11 protein-coding genes are annotated in these 21,931 nt (G+C 69.5%); 8 read left to right on the top strand and 3 right to left on the bottom strand.

All coding sequences use genetic code 11. The features are described 5' to 3' along the window. Positions 1 to 185: 185 nt before the first annotated feature. A complete protein-coding gene (locus tag ACFXOA_RS27475; RefSeq protein WP_385033997.1) occupies positions 186 to 527 on the bottom strand; it encodes a hypothetical protein in 342 nt (113 codons plus the stop codon). Beyond that, on the bottom strand, positions 511 to 1,485 hold the full coding sequence (locus ACFXOA_RS27470) for a hypothetical protein (RefSeq protein WP_385033994.1): 975 nt from the start codon (positions 1,483 to 1,485) through the stop codon (positions 511 to 513). Before ACFXOA_RS27470 ends, ACFXOA_RS27475 begins: the two co-directional genes overlap by 17 nt. 133 nt (positions 1,486 to 1,618) lie before the next feature. Between ACFXOA_RS27470 and ACFXOA_RS27465 the strand changes: the two genes are divergently transcribed. Continuing rightward, positions 1,619 to 2,761: a hypothetical protein gene (locus tag ACFXOA_RS27465; RefSeq protein WP_385033991.1), complete on the top strand. Its 1,143-nt coding sequence runs from the start codon at positions 1,619 to 1,621 to the stop codon at positions 2,759 to 2,761. A 579-nt stretch (positions 2,762 to 3,340) separates the two neighbouring features. Further along, positions 3,341 to 5,344 (top strand): N-6 DNA methylase, encoded by a 2,004-nt coding sequence (locus ACFXOA_RS27460; protein ID WP_385033988.1) that lies wholly within the window; start codon positions 3,341 to 3,343, stop codon positions 5,342 to 5,344. A 46-nt stretch (positions 5,345 to 5,390) separates the two neighbouring features. Here the strand turns inward: ACFXOA_RS27460 and ACFXOA_RS27455 are convergent, their stop codons facing one another. Beyond that, complete coding sequence (locus ACFXOA_RS27455) at positions 5,391 to 6,860, bottom strand: serine/threonine-protein kinase (RefSeq protein ID WP_385033985.1); 1,470 nt, start codon at positions 6,858 to 6,860, stop codon at positions 5,391 to 5,393. A 205-nt stretch (positions 6,861 to 7,065) separates the two neighbouring features. Here ACFXOA_RS27455 and ACFXOA_RS27450 point away from each other — a divergent pair, with 205 nt between their 5' ends. The 6 genes from ACFXOA_RS27450 (at position 7,066) to ACFXOA_RS27425 (ending at position 21,367) form a co-directional block, all read left to right on the top strand. Further along, positions 7,066 to 8,748, top strand: a complete 1,683-nt coding sequence (locus ACFXOA_RS27450) for a PD-(D/E)XK nuclease family protein (protein ID WP_385033982.1) — start codon at positions 7,066 to 7,068, stop codon at positions 8,746 to 8,748. A 56-nt stretch (positions 8,749 to 8,804) separates the two neighbouring features. Next, positions 8,805 to 10,004, top strand: a complete 1,200-nt coding sequence (locus ACFXOA_RS27445) for a hypothetical protein (RefSeq protein ID WP_385033979.1) — start codon at positions 8,805 to 8,807, stop codon at positions 10,002 to 10,004. Beyond that, complete coding sequence (locus tag ACFXOA_RS27440) at positions 9,997 to 13,686, top strand: hypothetical protein (RefSeq protein WP_385033976.1); 3,690 nt, start codon at positions 9,997 to 9,999, stop codon at positions 13,684 to 13,686. Before ACFXOA_RS27445 ends, ACFXOA_RS27440 begins: the two co-directional genes overlap by 8 nt. 31 nt (positions 13,687 to 13,717) lie before the next feature. Continuing rightward, positions 13,718 to 16,801: a pPIWI_RE module domain-containing protein gene (locus ACFXOA_RS27435; RefSeq protein ID WP_385033973.1), complete on the top strand. Its 3,084-nt coding sequence runs from the start codon at positions 13,718 to 13,720 to the stop codon at positions 16,799 to 16,801. Between the two features lie 256 nt (positions 16,802 to 17,057). Further along, complete coding sequence (locus ACFXOA_RS27430) at positions 17,058 to 17,873, top strand: hypothetical protein (RefSeq protein ID WP_385033970.1); 816 nt, start codon at positions 17,058 to 17,060, stop codon at positions 17,871 to 17,873. Further along, entirely contained in the window at positions 17,858 to 21,367 is a 3,510-nt protein-coding gene (locus tag ACFXOA_RS27425) for a DEAD/DEAH box helicase (protein ID WP_385033968.1), read from the top strand. Before ACFXOA_RS27430 ends, ACFXOA_RS27425 begins: the two co-directional genes overlap by 16 nt. The last annotated feature ends 564 nt before the right edge of the window (positions 21,368 to 21,931 follow it).

The raw sequence follows: 21,931 nt of genomic DNA, 5'->3' as shown, positions 1-21,931 counted from the left end.
AGACGAGGGGTCACCTGCCATGACAGCGGCGGTCCCCCGCGTGTGCGTTCTACGGCTGTGGAAAGCCGCTCAGCCAGACGGCTCGCCGTCTGCTGGGAAAGCCGGACCCGCTTGACGCACAGGTCGCCGCGCGGGCCGTACTCCGCGGTCGTGCCCGGGCCCGGGCCAAGTCCGGCGACGGCCTGCTACCGGATGCTTCTCTTGACTTCGGTGACGATGGTCCCAGGGATGCATTGTCCTTGTGCCGTGCGGCTGGCGCCCTGGCTGAACTCTCTCCAGACACGCGGATGCTCGGCGGTCACAGGCTGCCGTTCACCGGTCATGCCCTGGACCAGGCAGTGGCCGCTGCGCTCGAGGTGGTGCTCGAGCCACTCCCTGGACGCGAGGAGACTGTAGGCCCTGCCGCTCTGGCGGTCCCATGTCAGGTACTGCACCTGCAGTTGCCCGTCGGTGTCGTACCAGAAGGGGCGGTCCGGGTCGCGCCGCAGCCTGCTGGCTCTCAGGAGTGGGTCACTGGGCAGCGTCACGGAGACGGATGCGTCGAGGGAGCAGTCCAGGCTCTGACCACATGGCAGCCAGTGTGCTCAAGGCGGGCCGGACGGACTTCGGAAGGCTTTGCGCGAAGGCCGGGATACGGGCGGGGTCGACGACGACAGGATCGTCGGCGCGCTGCCACGCCGGCCGACGGGGATAGTCGGTCGACAGCGGCAGCAAACTGAAGTGACGCACGGCCGGCCGGACCTGGTAGTCCGCAAAGTCTCCCAGGGGTGAAAGGGACGAGCGGAGCGATCCCCACAGCGACTTGTTCTGGTCCCGCCAGGGGAAGAGCACGTCGAGGTCCTCCTCCGCAGGAGCCTGCCCGATCGGAGCGCAGGCGTGTGGATGCCTGACCGCGTTTGCTTCCTCGCCGGTGACGGCTCCAGCCCGGTGCGCCAGGGTGACAATTCGGGTAGCCGCTTCGCACAGCAGCCCGTTCCGTGAGGCGTGCGCGGGCGAATCAATGGCGCCGTAGGAGTACGTGAGGAGCCGCCGGGCGACGGTGCCGAGGAGGTCGTGCTGGCTGGCGTCCTCGCCGTGACGGGCCAGGACTCCGTAGGTGACCCATACCAGACGCTCGAAGAGGTAGGGATCGTCGATCTTCTCCGCGTCCTCGTGGAGGAATCTGTCCAGGAGTGAGACGAGAACGTCTCGGTGTCCCAAGAGCAACTGCACGAGGGCTTTGGTGGCCCGGTCGCGCAGGAACCGGTTGGAGGACGTGAGGGTCCACACCAGTGTCGTGGCGGCCAGCCGGACGACTTCCTCGTGGCCGGCTCCGGCCGTCTGCACCGGCTGGCGGGTCCGGTCCCCGAGGCGAAGTCGGGCCGTGAGGGATGCAGGGTGGAGATGGCGCGGGGTGGGGTACTGCTCGGCCCAGCGCAGCAGCCGGTCACGTTCGTGCCGGTTGATGGGTCCGGAAGTCCCAGGAAAGTCCCAGGGGACTCCCACTGCTGACGGGCGTCTTTCGGCTCTATACGGCGGTACGGGTTCGTAGAACGGCCTCGTTTCGAGCGCGGCCAGTGGAGCCAAGATGTCGAGTGACTGGCGTTCGGCCGATACCTTGCGGGATGGTGGGGTCCTTATGATCGACGACGACTCTGTGGTCGCAGTTGGCAGTGAGCCGGCGGCGCCCACCCACCCTCGGACGCCCTACAGCGAGAGGCCCGTCGCGCGAGCCCGGCGGGCGAAGGCTCATGAGTTGATCGAGCGGCTCGTCGCCGAGGGCCGCGTTCGGATCACTGACCCTGATGACGATGAGGTCGCGGAGTGGCGGCGCGTTGTCAACTACGCGAAACGGCACGGCCTGGAACCAGCAGGCAAGCGCATCGAGAAGGTTCCGTACGGCGGGCCGGGGCTGGAACTGTTCCTTGCGGACGGCCCGCATCCCAACGCGCGGAGTCAACGGCCGAAGGAGAACGGGGATCCGGTTCCCGTTCCCTCACGACTGCGGAACCTCCATCCGATCGTGACCGCGCTCAAAGACGACGAGCGCCGACTCGTCATGCCGTCCGGGCTCCGCCGAAGGTCGCTTCTGCTCCTGCAGGGACTGTCGGCTGAGGCGGTCCGGCGAGGGTACGAGGTGCGGAAGGCCCACTCGTTCTTCCACCCACGAGAGGGCGGAGTGGACATTGCTGTCGACGGCCTCGCTTACACCGTCAGTGTCAGGCAGGAGTTCCCGCAGTCCACGGATCCCGACCGCTCCTCTCGCCTCGTCGTGGAGCTCGCTCATGGCCTGACCGACCGGCCCGGTCGCTGGCGGGATCGGACGACCCGGACGCTCGAAGAGGCCCTGGACGCGGTCCTTGGAGAGATCGAGGTACGAGCGGCACAAGACGCCCGGCGCAGGCAGGACGAGCAGCAGGCCACTGTGGAACGCGAAGTTCGCTGGCGAGCGGCCGTGGAGGCGGCGAAAGAACAGGCTGTTCGAGAACAACTTGCCCAGGCCCTACGCGAAGAGGCCGGGCGCTGGCAGGAGTCTGCTGCCCTCAGCGCGTACTGCACGGCATTGGAACATCGTATTGGCGAGCTTCACGGAGTTGTAGACGAGCCGACTCTAAGTCAGACTCGGCGCTGGTTGGAGTGGGCAAGGGCGTACGTGAGGTCGATCGACCCCTTGAGTGAGCTGCCGAAGATGCCAGACGTACGAGAGCCCACGCCGGAGGAACTCAAGCCGTACCTCAGGGGATGGAGCCCTGACGGGCCGGAACGGCGGGGCGGTCGGTGACGCGCGCATGAGCAGTTCGCCGACCTGCTGCCGGTGACGCATCATGTGGAGTGCGTGGCGATTTTCGAGCGGGCGGCTAAGGGACCGCGATGATGTTCTCGGAGACCGTGACGGTGATAGAGGCGAAGCTGTCCCTGATGGCCTCGACTATAGGGTCGGCCAGCGGGTGCTGCTGGCGGGCCCAGTTCATCCAGTCGGAACCGGGAACCTGGTCATGACTTCGGTACGGTCAACGTATTTGCGGCCGGAACGAACCGCACGAGGGTTCGTGAGCCTCCCGAGCGCCAGGCCACGACCAGCTTGGTGGCGGAGTAGCCGGGGATCCACGCTTGAACTGTCCAGGCGGAGCGTCCACTGAATCCAGACATCTGCCCTTCCACTGTGGCATCTGCTTAGGAGCGGGCACGGCGTCGAGAATGACAGCGGTGCGTACGGCTCGCTGCAGGGCACTGCTCTCGTGCACCCTGGGCTTAGTGCATTGACAGAGTCAACGCGTAGGCTTCGCTCGTCGGCTGCACAGTGCCTCAGGTGCGTCGTTGCCCGCCATATCCAGCTGGACCATCCCTGAAACGAGAGACCATGGAGCAGCACGATGAACCGGTCACGCTCAGCCTTGCAGGGATCGCGCGGCTTGCCGGAGTCGGTCGTGCCGCCGTGAGCAACTGGAGGCGGCGGCACAGCGACTTCCCGGAACCGGTCGGCGGCACGGATGCCAGCCCTTTGTTCTCCCTGGCGGATGCGGAGTCCTGGCTTCTAAGGCACGGCAAGATCGACGAGTCCTCCAGCGGCTGGGACCGTCTCTGGCCGCGGATCGAGGACCTCGGCGACCGGGACGGGATGGCCCATCTACTAGCCTCGGCGGGGGAGCGCCTGGCGATCCCGGCGATGAACCCGCCGCGTGGAGCCTCGGAACTCGGTGCTGCCGACCGGGGGCTGGCGGACGAGGTCGTGAGGCTGGCTCTTCGTCAGTCGCCGAGGGAAGCCTTCGCCGTGCTGCTGGATCGTTGGCATGCTGTCCACGTACGCCAGTTGATCGTCAGTCCCCGGCAACTGGCCGACACCGTGGTGGTCCTGGCGGACGAACTGCGTGAGGGCAGTGCGCCGGTGCGTCGGGTGCTGGACCCTGCGTGCGGAATGGGTTCGCTGCTGGCTGCGTCCGGTCGGCGGTGGTCGGGGCAGGTACCTCCGCCTGTGCTGGCAGGTGTCGACAACGATGCCGCACTCGCTCGCCTGGCCCGAGCCAGGCTGGCTCTGGAGTTGCCTGGCTGTGAGCGGCAGGTGCAGTCTGGGGACACACTGCTTGATGCCCCCCTGCTGCACGCCTCCCGTGCCGATATGGTTCTGAGCTATCCACCGACCAACGAACGTTCCTGGGGACACGACGAACTGGCGACCGATCCTCGCTGGACGTACGGCACGCCACCACGGACCGAGCCTGAGTTGGCGTGGGTGCAGCACTGCCTGTCCGTGCTGGAACCCGGGGGAGTCGCAGTGCTGGTACTGCCGCCGGGTGTCGCTTCGCGCCGGGCCGGACGGCGAATCCGGGCGGGGTTGGTGCGCACCGGGGCCGTGCGAGCTGTAGTCGCGCTGCCACCCGGGAGCGCGCCGCCGCATGGGGTGGGGTTGCACCTGTGGCTACTGGCGACGCCCCGTGAACACTCCGCGGACGACGTGACCTTCGTCGACGCTGCGGACTGCCGGACGACCGCGCTCACCGGTCGCGGCACGGCCGTCGACTGGGACAGTCTGCGTCAGCGCACCCTGGCGGCCCTGCGTGGCAGTGACCTACATGGCGTCACACGGGTGCCGATGGCTGAACTGCTCGATGAAGAGACCGACCTGACGCCCTCTCGCCGTACCGTGACCGAGCGGCCCGTGGGGCCGGTGGAACTGCGGCGCGCCTGGGCCGGCTGGGACAAGGCGCTGATGGACATGGACGATGCGGCCAAGGCCGTTCGCGAACATGAGGCGAGCGCCGCAGTGCCGGACGACTTCGGCTATACCTTCGTGGGTGATTTGGAGCGTTCCGGTGTTCTGGACGTGACGCCCGGCAAGGCTGTCGCCGACGATTTGATCCAGCAGGGAGCGCCGGCCGAGGATTCTCTGCGCGTCGTCACTCCATGGGCCGTACGGGGTGAGGAACCCTGGGTTGCCGCGGCGCACGCCGCCGAGTTGGAGGCTGAAGGACAGGGGGTCTTGACGTCCTTCGGCGATGTAGTGGTCGTGACCGCGGCTGGCGGATTCGACGTCTGGGTCGAGACGGCTGGACCGCGACTGCTCGGTGCCCACACCGTCCGGCTGCGGACCGACCCTGCTGTGCTCGATCCGTTCTTCCTCGCCGCATGTCTGAGTGCGCCAGGCAACGACCAGCGGGCAGGGACGCGTGCCTCCTCTTCCTCCCGGGTCGACGTACGCCGACTGCGCGTCCTGCGCGCGCCGGCGACGCAGCAGCGGCGGATCGGGGAGGTCCACCGCCGACTCGTCCGGTTTCAGGAGTCGGTGGCTGACCTGGGCAGGCACGGTGATGCGCTCTCCGCCACGTTGTCGGGGCTGCTGGCCCAGGGCAGGCTGACGGGGGAGTGAGGGGCGGGGCCCGGCAGAGGCCGGGCCCCAGTTTCCGCGGAGCTTGTCAAGCTGGCCCTGGCAGGCGATCCAGCAGCTTGCGGATTGCCTCGGGGAGCGCCGGGGACACTTCATCCTGTCTCGCGTCGAGAACTTGTTCCTTCACTTCGAGTCCCACTTCTCGGCAGAATTCCACGGTCTGGCGGGATGGTCCCGGCCCGGGCCAGGACGCGAGTTCCTCGGCCAGCGTCAGCCAGGTCTCGGCCACTGCCTGGACCGGGCTCCTTTCCGCAGTCATCACCTGAATCGCGCCGAGCCGTGCCCGTGCCCGCAGTTCACCGGTATCCGTGCCGGCCGACGCGTCCGCGAGCCGTCTGGCGACATCCCGGCAGGTGCGGCCTGCGGAGGCGGTCTCCCCGCGCAGCAGCTGAGCACGCGCCACGACGAGGCGCGCACCCTGCACCTCACGGATTGCCCCAGGAAGGCACTGCTCGGCGCGCACCAGTATGGCGGTCAGCTCATCGACGGCCTTGCCCGGTTCGCCGCGTTCGATTTCGATCTCGGCCTCGGCGCACAGATTCCGGAGCACGGACCGGGTGGGACCGCCGACGGGTCGGCGATGCACCCGAGGGCGGCGCGGACCCGTCGGCGGTGCTTCCGGGAGCGGGGCCGCAGCGGTCTCCGGGGCGCGATGGGGCAGCGTCGGGTCCGGGTCGAGGGCGGGGCGTGGAGCGGGGTCACCCGGCGAGGGCAGCAGGGGCCGCCAGATCTCGAGCGCCAGTTGCAGAGGCGGCCGATCGGCGGGCGACTTGGCGAGCATACGGTCCGTGATGTCCACAATCTCGGACGGCAGGCCGGGAACGTCGTCGCTGAGCAGCGGCGGCCGCTCCTCGCAGTGCAGGCGGGCCAAGTCGTAGTCGGAGTGGCCGGCCTCGAAGACCAGCCGTCCGGTCACCATCTGGAACGCGATGCAGGCGACACTGTAGAGGTCGGCCTCCGGGCCCGGGTTGCGTTCGCCTCGGTGGATCTCCGGAGCCATGTAGCCGATCGTGCCGGGCGTCCGGCCGTTGGTGTACCGGGTGGCCGCCGGATCTTTCGGCAGGGCGATGCCGAAGTCGGTAAGGTATAGGACCCCGTCGCGTCGGGCCAGCAGGATGTTGGCTGGCTTGACGTCCCGGTGCACCACGCCCGCGCCGTGCACCCGCCCGAGCACTTCCAACAGTGGGACGATCGCACACGCCGCGGCCGACAGGGTGGGTCTGTTCCTGATGAGAAAAGCATGCAGGTCATCGCCGTCGACGTACTCGGTGACGAGGTACGGCCGTGGCGGAGAAAGATCCGCGTGGACGAAGGCTGGCACACCCCGGCCACCGAAGCGTCGGTGCATCTCGCACTCGCGGTCGAAACGTTGTAGCTCTTGTGGGGTGGGAGTCCGGTACCCGCGCAGGGCGGCGTCCGGATCTCGAGGCCACAGGAACTTTACCGCGACCACCTGCCCGGGACGCCTTTCGTCGGTCGCCCGGTAGACGACCCCCATGCCACCCCAGGCGCCTTCGCCGGCGCGGCTGAATCTGCCCGCGAGTTTCCTCCCCGCCGGCCATGGCTCCACCACGCACACTCCCTGCCTCTCCTGGCGAACCGTCAGACATCAAGCTACAGCAGATTCTTGCGTGCCTTGACTTTGTTCACACGCCTCTGTCACGGTGGTGCCCTCACCGTCGAGACCGCAAGGAGTCCGCACCGTGCAGCCCTGGGCCAATCCCCCCGGTACGGTCGGCGTCGGGTGTCTGGCCCGCATCCCGGTCCGTCATCTGCGCGACGAGGAGCCCGGTTGCCCGATGAACCGTGCTCTCAGTGTTCGCCGCGACGTGTTCGCTGCGGAACGCCTTTCGTCCAAGACTCCACGCGAGGAGTTCCCGTTCGCGCTCGTGCAGGAACTGCTCGACCAACTGGAGTCCGGCGCGGCGCAGAGCATTGAAGAAGCCCTGGAACGATGTCGCCGGACCCGGTCCCGCTGCCTGCCGCAGCACGTGACCTGGTCGGTGGCGGCCGCCGAGCGTTACCTTGGTGCCTGGCGCAGAGACCAGGAAAGCCGCAACGGCGCCGGCCTCCCCCGCACGTTCCGTGCCCCGGACGCATGGATCGCGTTCCGCACGCCTGAGGAACCCGACGAGCGCGGCATCACCGCCTACGAGCGCACTGTCTGGGGGAGGCAGTACGTCTCGGAGGACGCAACGCTGCGCGAACTCGTGATTCCCGCCAAAGGAAGTGCCAAGGAGCGTCTCCCGCTGCCTGAACTTGCAGCTGTCGCCTCTGTCCTATATTACGGGACTCCGGCCCGCATTCCTTCCTTCGAGCACCACTCCCCAGCCCTCAGACACCCGGTGCCACCGCCGCGGCCAGAACGCGTCCGGATCTACTCCGCTGGTCTCACCGAGGGCCGGGTCCGTCTTCTGCGCACAACGGAGACCGACGTCTTCGCGGACTGGACCGCTGAAGAGATCATGGACTTGCACGAGCAGCACGTCGTGCCCCGGCTCGGCCGTGTCCTCGACGGCCGCGAACGCATCGCCGGCCCCCACTGCGCGGGTTGCAAGGTGTTACCCCAGTGCTCCGTCGTACCGCGGGTGCCCGCTCTCCTCGTGCTCCCACCCCCCACGCGGCCTCGCAAGCGGCGCACGGTATCGATCAGCGACCTGAGAGCACACCACGACTGTCCCGCCCGCTACCACCTGACCCGAGTACTCAAGCTGCCGAACCCGGGTCAGGAGAACGAGGCTGTGCGCAGAGGCCGGGCCGTCGACAGCTGGCTCAACGTCCGGCACGCCTCGGCGGACGCCCCGCCGTGCCGCGAAGTGCCTCTACCCGCAGACCTGCCCGGCCTCACGGACGGCGAGCTGGCCCCCGCCCTCGGTATGCTGCGGGCCCACCAGGCCCGGTGCCCGCTCGACAATCCGGCGGCGACGCGGTTCCGCCCGCAGCATCGAGTGACGGCCCACGACCCGCAGTCCGACGTCATGGTCATCGCCTCGTGCGATCTGATTTACGAGGAACGCGGCGGCGTCGTCGTTCGCGAGACCAAGACCACTGCGTTTCCACCAGGCAGCCGGTCTGTTCTGCTGGAGAAGCATCCACAACTCGCCCTCGCCGTACTGCTGCTAGCGGCCGGCGTACTCGGCGGCGATTCGCGACGGTCCCGCGTGGAACTGGAGATCCTGCGACCGGACGGGGTGTCCCTTGAGGAGTTCGATCCGGGCGACGGGGCCACGATCGACCACGCCCGTACCGTCCTTGCCTCGTACACCGTCCCCTGGTCCGCCGAGACCCGCTACGACGCGGTGCCCCGGCCCGGCTACGACTGCATCGGCTGCGAGGCACTGCCCTGGTGTGCCACCGGTAAAGAGCGCGTGGCTGTCGCCGGCTGAGGGAAGTTCCTGCCGTCTCCTCCACGTCACTCATCGCACCACCTGGAGTGGAAACCGTGCCCACAAGTCCCCTTGCCACCTTCGATTCGTCCGCCGAATCGCTCGATGCCTGGGCCGCCCATGACGGCGTGCCGCTGCTAGCCACCGTGGCCAGGGCCTTGTGCGTCCTGGACCACACGACCGGGCTGGACGCCTTCCGTCTTCCGTATCCTCCCGTCGTCCAGCTCGCCCTGGACCGGGCGGTCGTCGCCTGGCTGCGCGGCGGGCTCCGGCCTCCCGCCTCACTGGCCGAATTCGTCCAGCGGTGTGCCGACATCCCGTTGGAGGACTGGCCGCTGTCGCTGCCGTCGGACGCCGTCGGCCCGGACGACGTTCTGCTCGACCCGTACTCGCACCGCCCCACCCAGTTGTGCCATGAGTGGAGCGAATGGGAACGTTCGGCGCCCGACCCGGCCGTGCGGCATCGCGACCAGCAGGTGATGCGGACCGCTCTGGACCGCTGCCGTAGCCACGGAGAGCAGGACGCGTACACCGAGTTCCGCAGCCTGCTGGTGCGGCGGCCGGTGCTGACGGCCCACGAACTCTTCGCCCTGCACGGCGACTTCACGCTGGAGCCGGTCTGGGAGCTCATCGATCTGATCTATCCGGAAGTCCCTCTTTCCTGGAGTCGGCACGGTTGCTACGCGGTGTGTGGCCGCTGCGGAACACTGCTGACGCCGGTTGCGGGCGGAGAGTGGTGGTGCGAGCGGGATCGCTGCCGACGGCAGGGAGACCCGCCGGTCGGCCGTCTGATCGAAGCGGCTCACGCCGGCACTGTGTACCAGCTGGAGCGCCCGCTGCGCCGACACGTCACCGGGCCCGGACTGGCCGAGGTGGAATTGGAGGACCGGCTCACCAGTCTGGGCCTCGACGTCACCATGTGGCCTGGCTTCGACGCCTACGACGTGCTGGTGGTCTTCCCCGACGGCCACCGCTGGGCCGTCGACGTCAAGGACTGGGCTCATCCGGCCTTCCTCGGCCGGGCCGCCCGCCCCGCGCGGCCCGAGCCTTCGTGCGACGAGGCGTTCTATGTGGTGCCTGTCTACCGAGTGCGCGAGCGCCCCGGGTATCAGCAGGCGTTTCAGCGAGCCCGGCCCGCGGCGGCCGCTGCCGTACGCCTGCTCACCGACGACGAATTGCTCCGGGCTGCCCGGCGGCGGCTGGCCGAGTCGCGCCGTGGCACCCACGCCGACAGCCAGGAGGGCACAGATGCGTGACGAGAAAGCCTGGTGCGAGGCGCTAGCAGGGGAGTTGAGGGGCGAATGGTCCGAGGCCGGTGCCCCGGACGGGTTCGGCCCGGTCGAGTTGTGCCGCGTCGAGCTCGGGCTGCGGCTGCTCGAACGGCTTTCCCCTACTTCGGATGCCGGGGACGTTTATGCGCTGTTCGGCGGCTATCCGTTCGCGCAACACGCCGGGCTGGCACAACATCCGTGGCAGCGCACGGCCCTCGCCGCCGCCCGGCACCTCCTGTGGCCGATGCGGCGGCGCGCCTGGCGGCAGGCGCTCGACGCCTACCGGTTGGTCTCCGACAGGCTGAGGGCCTACGAGCTGCCGCTGGCCGGAACCACCGGCGGTCCTCGACCCGTGGTGCCGATGGTTGCCGGGCGCCGGATAGACGTCTACGACCAGGCCCTCAGCCGGCTGCCGGACCTGGTCACCCGTGCCCTCAAACCAGCCCCCGCAGGGCCGAGTTCCTTCCAGGAACGCCGCCGCAACGCCTCGGTCACCATTCCCGAGGAACTCGTCCGCGCCAACCCACCCGGCCACGACCTCGCCGTAGGACGGCCCGGGGGCGGCGAGCCACTCCGGGTGTGCCGCGCCGAACTACGCGCGACGGCCAGGTGGATGGATGAGCGTGAGGCGGAAGTCCCGCATCCGGGTCACTGGGAACATCGGCTGGAGGGGGTCAGGTTCGCGCCCCGCGATGTCGCGGGAACGGACTACACCGAGGCCGACGAGGTCGAGCTGGCCGGCATGGTGCACCTGGCCGGCATGGTGGGTGCCGGCAAGAGCACATTCATGATTCTGGTGGCAGTCTGGGCCGCCCGGCGCGAGATTCCGCTGCGCACCACGCTCGTCGTCGGAGACGTCGCCGAACAGCTACGGCTGTGCGGTCTCTTCGAGGCGCTCGACATCGCCGTCGCGCCGGTGCTCGGCACCACCACACGCGAGCAGCACGTCCAGCGGCTGCACCGGCGGCTTTCGGCCCGAGGGTTGGACAACCTCCTCGACCACGACGACTCGGGCTTCGACCTGCTGAGCACTGCCTGCGCGGTGAGCGGTCTGCGCGGCGTGGACGGCGATCCGCTGGAATACCGCGACGCACCATGCGCCCGTCTGCATCCCGAGCCACAGCGCGACCCGGCGGAGCCGGAGTCGGTCGTTCTGGAGCAATGGACTCCCGACCGGAGGAACACCGCACCCCCCCAGGCCCACGCCCCGGACCGATTGCCCGGCCGCCCGCACGGTTGCCCTCTGTGGGCCGATTGCCCGCGCCACGCGGCTGCCCGCGCGCAGGTCGAGGCTCTGATTTGGGTGGCCAACCCGGCCAGCCTGGTGCAGAGCCAGGTGCCCGCGCATCTGAACGACGAGCGGCTGCGCCAGCTGGAACTGGCCTGTCTACGCAGCGATCTGATTTTTGTGGACGAGGCGGACAGCGTCCAGATGGCACTGGACCGCCTCTTCACCCCGTCCGGCACGCTGGTTCGCCCCGACACCGACTCCTGGCTCGACCAGCTGAACCGCTACAAGATCGAGGAACTGAGCAGGCGCGCCCGCCTGCCACTGACCGACGGCCAGGTCGCCCAGTGGAACCGGGCCCTGGGAACCGTAACTCTTGCCGTCGATCCGCTCTGCGCTCTGCTGATCAAGGACGAGGACCTCCGGGAGTGGGCTGATCCCGCCTACTTCAGCCCGTGGACCCTCCAGCAGAGCCTGCTCGATGACCTGTTCCGCGACGTGACCCGACGCCACCGCGAAGCCGTGCAGCACCAGGCGGAAGGGGACGCGTCCGCCGCTGACGACATGGTCGACGACAGCGCTGAACTCTACGAGGGCTACGACGACGTGGTGCACGAGCCCGGCCCTTCCCCCCATCTCGCGCTCTCACCGGCACGCCGCTTGCTCGAGGAAGCCTGGGACGCCTTCCGCGACGATCCGTTCGGAGAAGGCGACGCCCCCGACCCGCTCACTGGCGTCCTCACCGACACTGCCGACGCCCTCCTGCACCACATGGCAGCGGGCCGCACGAGGGATCGGGTGCGTGAGCTGGCCGGTCAGCTCGTCGACCGGGTGACGGAGGAGGTACGGGCCGAACAGCCCGCATCCGCCACGCCCCCGCCCGAGCCGACTAAGGACTGGTGGGACGTCCTGTGCCTGCGGCTCTCCTTCCTCCTGCTGCTCAGCACCCTCCACCACAGGCTGGAGCGGCTCACCTTCCTGTGGCCGCACGTGGAGGCCGCCCTGCGACTGGACTCCCAGGGCAGGGAGCTTGCCCGGCGAGTCCCCTTGGACTACGCCCCGCTGGTGCCCGAGGCGCCCATGGGCAACATCCTCGGCTATCAGTACCTCCCGGACGGAGAGGAACGCGACGACGCTGGCCGCCGCGGCGGCACCCTGCGCTTCTTCCGGTGTGCCGGAGTCGGACGGGAGCTGCTGCTGAACCTGAACAGCCTCGGCGCCGACCCGGCCACCGGCCGTGGCGGCCCGCACATTGTGTTGATGTCCGGTACCAGCTGGGCCGGCGAGTCCAGCCGCGCCCATGTCCGCGTACCGGTGAGCCTCGTCCTCAAGCCCACCAACGCGTCCCTGGCTGCGGTGGCCCGAACCTCGTTCGCTACCCGTTTCCTCTACGACCGGGACGGCCGCCCGATGAGCCTGTCCGGCACACCGCCGCGCGACCGGCTAGCCCAGGCGGTCGCGATGGCCCGGAGGCTCGGCGAACCGGGCCCGGGCGGCACTTCGGTGCTGGGCCAGGAGATCAGCCGTATCCCTGAGACGACCCGGCGCCGAGCGCTGATCCTCGTGGGCAGCTACAGGGAAGCCGCTGCGGTCGCCGAGGCACTGCACCGGTTCGACGCCTGGCGCGGCAAGGTGAGTGCGCTGATCCCGGACGACGAGCCCCGCGGTAGCGACGGACCAGCCACCGCCCCGGGGCAGCGGGACGAGACTCCGACGACGCTACGGCGTGGCGACGTCGCCCGCTTCGCCGACGATCACACGGCAGAAGTCCTGGTCGCTCCGCTGCTGGCCGTCGAGCGCGGCCACAACATCCTCAACGACGAGGGCAAAGCGGCCTTCGGCACGGCCCTGTTCCTGGTCCGCCCGCACCCCCGCCCCGACGACCTCGACCTGTCTGTGTTCGCCGTTAACGACTGGTTGAGCGGCATGCTGCGCGACCAGCCGCGCCGCGACAGCCTCGACGGCCCGCACACGCTCACCGAACTCATGGAGAAAGTGGGATCGCTGGACGAGGCGGCCGGAGCACTGCGCCAGCAGGGCCGCCGCGAGTGGCGCCGGCTGCTCAACCGCAGGTACGCCTACAGCTCACTGCCCGCCTGGGAGAAGCGCGCCTTCGCCTGGGACCAGCTCGTCACGCTGTGGCAGGTCATCGGCCGTCTGGTGCGCGGCGGAGTGCCCGCCCGAGTGGTGTTCATCGATGCTGCCTTCTCGCCTCGCCTGGCGAGACAGCTCGCACCCGGCAGCACAGGCCAGCCGTCCCCCGGGACCGATGTGCCGGGCACCGACGGCCTGCTCCACGCCCTCGCGGGCATCCTTGACCCCTACCTGACGGACCGGCCCGACACCGCCCCGCCCCACCCCGACCCGGCGGCTCGCTCTCTCGTCCGTCTCCTGTACCAGCCGTTCTACAACGCCCTCCGCACGATGACGCACCGCTGACCCCCGGACTCTGCTCGCGAGGAGCCGTCACATGCCACCCGTCTACCGCTCCGCCCGCACCACGGCCTGGCGTCCAGCCGACGCCCTGGCCTCTCACACCGCGCCCTATCGCGTCTTGCCCTTCCCCGAGCAGTGGCGCGACGCCGTCCTGACCCTGAGCAACGCGCCCCGGGTGGCAGCGGGCCAGGAACCTTGGAAGACAGCACCGACCTGGCGCCTGGAACAGGTCCTGCAAGCGTTCGCCCCCGACGTCCTCGCCCTGCCACGCCCATTCCACGACCGCGACCCGGGCGCGCCGGCCCACTGGCTCTGCGCGCCCGCCGACCTCCCCGATCCGCTCCCCGGCCCGGTCCTGGACACCGTGCTCAAGCACTGGCTGCGTGACCTGCGGCCCGAGCCCGAGTACCGCGGCCTGTTGAAGGAGACCATCGCAGAACTGGCCGCCCATCCGCCGCGCTGGGAGACCGTCCACCACGAACTCATGCCGCGTGACACCCCGACCGACGGTGGCACCGCACGTCCGTCAACGCACCAGTACATCCTCAGCCCGGACTGGCTGGCACGCCGGATCCTCGCCCTGGGCCCGTACCCGTACGACGGGGGGCAGCTCACCTTCCGGGCCATGCCACGTGGACCGCGTGACCAGGGTGCTCAACTCGTCTCCGAACCGATCCGGTTCCCCGGGCCGGACGAGAAGCAGGACTCCTGGTGGTCAGTAATGCTGTCGATCACGCTCCAAACTGTGCCGTTCGACCCACTGCCACGCTTCAACCTCCGCTGGTCGGTTCGCCGCTGGGCCACTCGTACCAGCGCCAAGACGGGCCGTTTGCGCCTCCCGTGGGGTGCGAGCACCACCGTCCTGCTGCGCCCGCGCAGGCCGTTCCTGCCGGGCACCCCCCGCAGCGAGCGATTCGCCGTCGCCGCTTTGGAGCGCTACTGGGACAAGGACCTGGGCGAGAAGGGCGACTTCGCCGACCGGTGGCGCGCGGGCGGCCCCGCAGCGATGCTCGCCGGGCTGCCCCTGGGCGAGCCCTTCCCAGATGCCGACGCGCTCCTGACTGACCCCTCGTCCTGGCTGCGTGACGACGCCCGGGCCGGCATCCTGTACCGCACCGCGATGGGCGGGCACGACGTGGGCCCCGGCTTCATGGCAAACCAGCTCTCGCAGCTCACCGCCTGGGCGGAAGGCGCCCTCACGTCTGAGCTGCGCCGTGCCCCGGACCTCGCGCTGATCGATCGGGGCACGCCCACGAACATCCCCAAGGGCGACAAGGAGACGGTCGAAGCGGAACGATGCGCTCAGCGCCGACTGGCGACGGCCTACGCGCTGGACGCTCTCGACGGCGTGCCACGCCAGGATGGCGCTCCCGTGCTGGAGACACGGCTGCTGTGGCAGTCGCCGCGGCTGCGCGACGCCGCTTTGGCTTCTCTCGCCGAGCATCTGGGCCTCAAGGGCGACGGCGGGTCCTTCACCGCACAGCAGTACGACGAGGCCACGGCCGGCGCTCCGGTCGTGCACGAGTGGTCCGCTCCGGAGCTGACCGTGCGGGTCCACTGCCTGCGCCCGCTCGTCGCTCTCGGTGACCGTACCGCCGACAGCCTTCTTGCTCCCCTCGATCTGCCCACCGGCACCCACGTCAAGGACGCCCAGGTGGCCGCTGCGACAGTGGCCCGCCGTGACAGTGCCGCACAGTGGTTGGCCGCGGAACGCACCTTCGACGCGCCGGCCCTTGCCCTTGTGGAGATCGGCCGCGCCGCGTCCTATCCGAGCAGACTCCACGACCCGAAGTTCGCCATGCGACTGGGCTGCGCCAAGGCGGGCTTCGTCACACAGTTCACCACGGTGCCTGTGGCAGGCGACGAGAGCGGCAAGGGCGCGGAGACAGCGTCCAGCCTGAGGCACCGCACGCTCAGTGCTTGGAACGACGGGCTACGGCAGCTCGGCGCGCGCACTCTCCCCCGGCTCGCCGAGCACGACGGACTGCCCGACGGGCTGCGATATGCCGCTCTGTGGATGGTCCGCAAGAACCGTACGACCCGGAATCGCTGGGCCGCCTACCTCCCGGTCGGCGTCATGATCACCCCCGACCCGGCCGGCACCGGCGCGGCCCGCGTCGAAGGCTGGGACCCCGAGGCGCGCTCCGGAGCCGGCGCCTGGGTCCCCTACCCCGAACTTCTGCTTAGGCTGACCATCAAGGCTGAGGTTAAGCCCGTTCTGCCCAGCCAGCGGGGCTCACAGGAGGACGAGGCCGACATCTCGGATGCGCAGAAGGAAAGTGGGGCTGAGCGTCCGAAGCGCTACCAAGAACGCGAACGGCAGCGCCGTGAGGCCGCCGAGTGGCTCCAGGGCCTGCGTGCCTCCCTGCGCACCGGGCCAACCGTCCTGTTCGCCGAGGCCCACAACGCACGCTCGCACTGGACCTGGCTCCAGGACGGCCGGATCGAACAGGATCGCCTGCAAGACGGCCTCGCTCCTGCTCGCCGCCTCGACCCAGACCTGCGAATGGTTCGGGTCCGCGCAGGCGCCCGGAACGAGACACCGCAGTGGTGGGGGAAGGCCCCGGAGGGCACCGCGAACGGCATCCAGCAGGGCTTGTGGGTGCCAGAGGATGCCGCTGAAGACGCCCGCGTGTTCTTCAGTACGACGGCCAAGCCCGTGCAGTTCAAGCACGCGGCGGTGGCCGCCGACAAGCTCTCGCCCCGGCCGATCGCCCAGGGCAAACGCAAGGGTGAACCCACCATTGACACCGGCCAGGCCGCCTGGATGCCGGGGCTGGTGGAGATCGCCGTCGTCGGTTGCCACCGGGATGACGGAGACGACCCGACGTCCCTCGCGCTCCTCACCCATGTTCTCCGCCAGCCCTCGGACTACGACCAGGCCCTCGCCCTGCCCTTGCCGCTCCACCTGGCTGGCCTGGCGCAGGAGTACGTCCTGCCGACACCGAAGGACGACGAGGCGGAAACGGGAGACGCAGGGGCCGCGGTTCAACCGGGTGCTTCGGACGATGTGGATGACGCGCAGGACGCATCGCCGCTACAACAGCCTGTGCCGAACTTGGAGTTGGAGGCACTCGACGTCGACACGGAAGGGCAGCTGCAACTGTTCGAGATGTAGGTCTGGCCCGTAGTCGGTGGTGACGGGGTAGCCATCACCGATCATGGGTTCAAGCCCGGGGCCCGGACAGCCGCGCTCGCAGCAGGCCCACGGCCATGCTCACGCAGAGAAGCCGCCCTCACAGACCAGATCTTGCTGGGTAGGGTGATCCGTGTTGCCGCAGGGCTCGGCACTGAGTCAGGAGCGGAGGTGGGGACGGGTGTTGATACCCGCTCTGCAGGCCAAGGAGCGCGCCCGGGCCGCCGGAGGCCGCCTCGTGGACTTCACTCAGCGGGAGAGCCGCGGCATCGAACAGGTGTGCCCGTGGGACTTGGTGGTAACCATCGGGCCGGAGCCCGAGGATCGTGATGCGGCAGCCTGGATTATCGCCGACGAGATCATGCGGGCCCGCACCGACCTGGACGACCTCGCATACCGGCTCTGGCGCGACAGTGCCCTGGCCGGCACCCCGCTAGCCGGCCCCGATCGCGCGCACGTCCTGCTCTACACCGGCCCGGTATTCGAGGCCAACGACCCCACCGGTGTCACCGGCTACGTGGGCGAGTGGCTCTGGTACCTCTCCACCCGCGACCTTCCCCCCGAGCCGGGGCACAGCGTGGAGATCCTGGACCCGCCCTCATCGACGGTGACGGACAGCGGGCCGGATGGACTGGTTATCCACCGAGTGCCCGGCAGCGAGCTGGGGTTCGTTTTCCGGTTGTGGGAGATGAAGAAATTCACCGCGGAAAAGACGAAGCCGAGCGACACGATCCGCAAGGCATGGCAGCAGTTGAACACCTGGGGGGCGCGGTACCTGGGCCAGATCTCGTGGGGAGGTCGGGAGCTGACCCCCGACACCCGGGAGTTCGTCGCCTCGATGGCTCGGCAATGGGTGGACGCGAAGGCGTCGGGGAACGGCGGGGTCAGCATCGCGCTCGACGCCACGTACACCCCGGACACGGCCTTCGAGCGTTCGCACCAGCACTTCACCACCCACACTCACCCGGGCGCACTGCAGGGCGTGGTGGTGGCGATCGAGGATCTTGAAGACTTCGCGAAGGACGTGAGGAGGTACGTATGGAGCGCACTCTAGACCCGGAGCTACTCGCGTCCGCGCTCGGCGAGCACCGGGCGGGCGGGGTGCTGCCCAGCGCACAGGACCTGCTGGCGGCGATGACCGAGTTAGAGGTCGCGGCCTTCCGCGGTGAGCGGGAGATCGAGGACGAGACCCTCGCCACGGCGTGGTACTTGCACGGGCTCGCCGCGCTCGCCCCGGAGACTCCTGGCTACGACGCGGTGCGAGTGCGGCAAGCCTTCGCCACAAGCGCGCACCTGATGGACCTCGCCCTGGGCGACGAACGCCGACCCGAGGCTGAGCGGCTCCAGATCGCCTTCGCCGCCCAAGCCGGGTACCGGCGCAGCGAGCAGGACCCGAACGCCACCGCCGTCTACCGGCAGGCTCGCGCTCTCGTCGACATCACCGGTGAACTGCGCGAGCACATCGGTACCCTGGCGGTGGAAGCCGGGGTCGTCTTCCTCGGTTTCGACCGCCCGGAGCTGGGCCGGGCGCTGCGGGCGTGGCGGCGGCAGCTGCGCGGGGTGCGGGCGATGATGCGCCGCGAATCCCTGGTGGGGACCATGTACGGGCCCGCGGAGGCGGTAGTGAAGGCCGTCTTCCGCCTATACCAGTTCCTGGGGTTCGGCGAGGAGCGGGATCTGCTGGCGGCACAGCGGCTGCTGCGGGATGTGATGACGGAGAGGGCGGGCCGGGGTGACCGGCTGGCGCGGTGGGTTGCCGCGCACCTGTTCCAGCTGAGCGGGGAGATGGCGGCCAGCAGCCTGTACCAGCTGCTCCCCCCGGGAACTCCACCAGAAGTGGCGCGGAGCTTTGCACTGTCGAAGCCGCCGGTGATGACGCTCTGGCCGCCGCAGCGCCAGCTCCTGAAGCTCGAGCGTGGCAACCCGCTCGACCCAGCGACGTCACGAAGTCTGATCAGCGTGCCAACCAGCGCGGGCAAGACGTTGATGGCCCAGCTGGTGATCTGCTCGCACCTGGCGCAGCGCCCTGGGCGCGTGGTGTATGTGTCCCCGATGCGCAGCCTGGGGCGGGAGATGCGCGGGACGCTGCGGGGCCGGCTGCGGGTGCTCGGGCGGCGCCTGGCCGCGGAGCAGCCGGAGTTCCCGCTGGGCCCTTGGACCTCCCCGGCCGAGCCGGACGGCGGGGACGTGGAGATCGTCACCCCCGAGCGGCTCATGCACATGATCCGCAACAACCCCGGCGAAGCACTGGCGGAGGTCGGGCTGGTCGTCGTTGACGAGGCCCACCACCTGGGCCAGGGGCGGCGCGGCTTCGTGCTGGAGAGTCTGCTCACGCTGCTGCAGGCTCGCAGCGACATCCGACTCGTGCTGCTGTCCGCGGCAGTCGGCAATAAGGGGGACATCGCCTCATGGCTCGACCCGCATCGCCCCGAACGAGAGGTCTACTTCACCGACACCTGGCGGGGCCCGCGCCGGATGCACGGGCTCATGTACCCGAACCTCATGGCGGACCACGCCGAGCTGACGGAGCGACGGCCGACCGCGAAGCACGCCTCGCCGGTGCTCGCCGCCGTGCCCGTCGAGACTCTCCTCGATGTCCGGCCGACCGCCTCCTCTGCCATCGCCCGGCTGACTACCGGCGAGGTAGGCACGCGGCGCTTCGCCAGCTCCGCAGGCCGGTGGAATGCGCGGACCCGTCTGCCAGGCGGGATCGCCGACTATCAGGTCTTCGCCGCCGGCGCCGCGGAACTCACCGCGAACGGCAGCGTGCTGATGGTCGTCGGCACCAGGCGGGCAGCCCGTGACGCGGCACTCGCCATCGCCGAACGCCTGCCCGAGCGGCCCGAGTCCGCAGCCCTGACCGACTACCTCGCCGACACCCTCGGCGCGGAGCACCCGCTGGTGCGCTGTACCCTGCACGGCGTCGCCTACCACCACGGCGCCCTGCCCGAAGACGTCCTCCACGCTGTCGAGGGCGCGCTGCGCCGCGACGCGCTCCTGGCGATCGCCAGCACCAGTACCCTCACCGACGGCGTCAACCTGCCCGTGCGCACCGTCATCGTCCACCACAAGGTCGACGGTGACCCGCTCACCTACGACGGCCAGCGCGCTCTGTCCCCCGCTGAACTCCTCAACGCCATCGGCCGCGCCGGGCGGGCCGGCCGGGAGAGCGAGGGGTGGATCTTCCTGACCCGCCCCTACCCGCCCCGACCTGCCGAGTTTGACTCCCTCAGCCCCGACCCGGAGCAGTTGCGCGTTGTCTCCGCACTGCTGACCGGTGAGGCCCTGGCCGAACTCGCCGCCGCCGAGGACACCCTGCGGCAGGACGCTGACGGTGTCTTCGCGCTGGCGGACAGCATTGCTGCGGACTTCGCCTCGTTCGTCTGGCTCGTCCTACAGCTCCACGCCTCCTCGCCGGCGCCGCAGGGCAATCCCATCGACGCCCTGGACGCACTGTTCGCCCTGTCCCAGAGAGGCAACGGGCGGAACACCAGCCGGTGGCTCACCCTCGCGGACAAGGTTGCCGCCGTGTTCGCGAACACCGACCCGACCCAAGCCAGCCGGTGGGCCGCCACCGGCACCAGCCTGGGGTCGGCCCGCTACCTCGACTGGTTCGCGAACCAGCTGGCCGTGCTGCTCGAACAGCACTCGGCGGACGACGCCACTGGGGGCTACCGGCTCGCCGAGCCGGAGGAATGGCCGCTGCAGCGCACCCTCGACTTCCTCACCGAGCACCGGGTCTTCGATCGCCTACTCGAGCACGTCCCGGAGGTCACCAAGACCTGGAGCTTCAAGGACAAGGAGACGCGGGGCAGGCAGATGGACGTCCTGATCGCTCCCGCGCTCCGCGAGTGGATCTCCGGCGCCGCGATCCCCGGCCTCGCGCGTTCCTGGCAGCCCGGTGTCGCTGACGGGTGGGCGCTCGAACAGGCGGTACGCAACATCAGCACTGCCTTCGGGCACGCCCTGAGCTGGACCGTCGGCGCCCTGATCAATCTGGTCAACACCAGCCCCGCGCTCTCTCCCGGCGCACCGAGGCTCAACACATACACCGCCTGGCATATCCGCCATGGCGTCGACACTGAGCAGGCACTCACCCTGCTCACCTCCGGCATCACCTCCCGGCGCATCGCCCACCTCCTCGGCCGCGACGCCGCCCCTCTGGGGCACCGGTCAGCCGGACTGCGGCAGTGGACCGCCCAGCACCACATCGACGGCTGGACGCAGCAGTACGGGGCGAGTGACTACGAGGTCCAGGACCTCCTCGACTACGTCCGCACTCCCTCCGACCCGATCAACCAGCTTCTCGACAACCGGGCCGCCGCCACTCCGCTGACCCGACTGGTAGCAGGGACACCCGACGGCCCGGTCAGCGTCGCACGGCCCAGCGAGCGCCACCCGACCATCCGCGTCGGTCGCGACCGCCGCCTGGTGGCGACCGTGCCCGCCGACCGCCACCTCGATGTCCTCGCGATGCTCGACAGCGGCCTCGACCTGGACCACCGTCTCCACAACGGCGAACTCGTCACCACCCGGCGCGCCCGGTAGTGCCTGGGCCCTGTCGCAGGGAACCAAGCGTGGGATCGCGGCTCAAGATGGGGGGGCGATGCACCACAGAGTCACCGATTTGCCGCCTCCTGTGGAGACGTTGGCCAGGATGTCCGGCGACTCCGCGTCCAGGTCGACTGAGACGATCCGCCCGGCGGAGCCGATCCCGATGATGGGCGCAGACTCTTGGCGGCGGCCACCACCTCGCGCACCCTTGAGGTCCTACCTTCGCCGGTCTCATCGGGCTCGGCATCGCCCGCCTGGTCAAGGCACCGGTGGACAAGACGATCGGCTGGGGCAACATCGCGGCCCTCAGCTCCATGACGCTGTGCATCGCGCTGTTGGACGGGTCGTCATGCTGCTGGCGTCGTGACTCGCTGGAGGCACGGCCCTCTCATCGATCGCAGCGCCCGCTGACCGTGCCTCACACGCTGGGCTCGGTCATGAAGGAACCAGGCAGTCTGCCCGAGGGTGGTTTCCTCTAGAGGTAGTGCTGCCTCTCACATAGGGCGTCGGGGCACCCAACTTGCCGGCCTCTTTGGTGAGGTCCGTGTAAACGCTCGT

Source organism: Streptomyces sp. NPDC059166 (assembly GCF_042755185.1).
Lineage (GTDB): Bacteria > Actinomycetota > Actinomycetes > Streptomycetales > Streptomycetaceae > Streptomyces.
This window is presented reverse-complemented; position numbering and strand designations above follow the sequence as displayed.

Coding starts and splice junctions, on each gene's coding strand:
- ACFXOA_RS27465 (WP_385033991.1), top strand. CDS start 1,619: ATGATCGACGACGACTCTGTGGTCGCAGTTGGCAGTGAGCCGGCGGCG.
- ACFXOA_RS27460 (WP_385033988.1), top strand. CDS start 3,341: ATGGAGCAGCACGATGAACCGGTCACGCTCAGCCTTGCAGGGATCGCG.
- ACFXOA_RS27455 (WP_385033985.1), bottom strand. CDS start 6,860: ATGGGGGTCGTCTACCGGGCGACCGACGAAAGGCGTCCCGGGCAGGTG.
- ACFXOA_RS27440 (WP_385033976.1), top strand. CDS start 9,997: ATGCGTGACGAGAAAGCCTGGTGCGAGGCGCTAGCAGGGGAGTTGAGG.
- ACFXOA_RS27435 (WP_385033973.1), top strand. CDS start 13,718: ATGCCACCCGTCTACCGCTCCGCCCGCACCACGGCCTGGCGTCCAGCC.
- ACFXOA_RS27425 (WP_385033968.1), top strand. CDS start 17,858: ATGGAGCGCACTCTAGACCCGGAGCTACTCGCGTCCGCGCTCGGCGAG.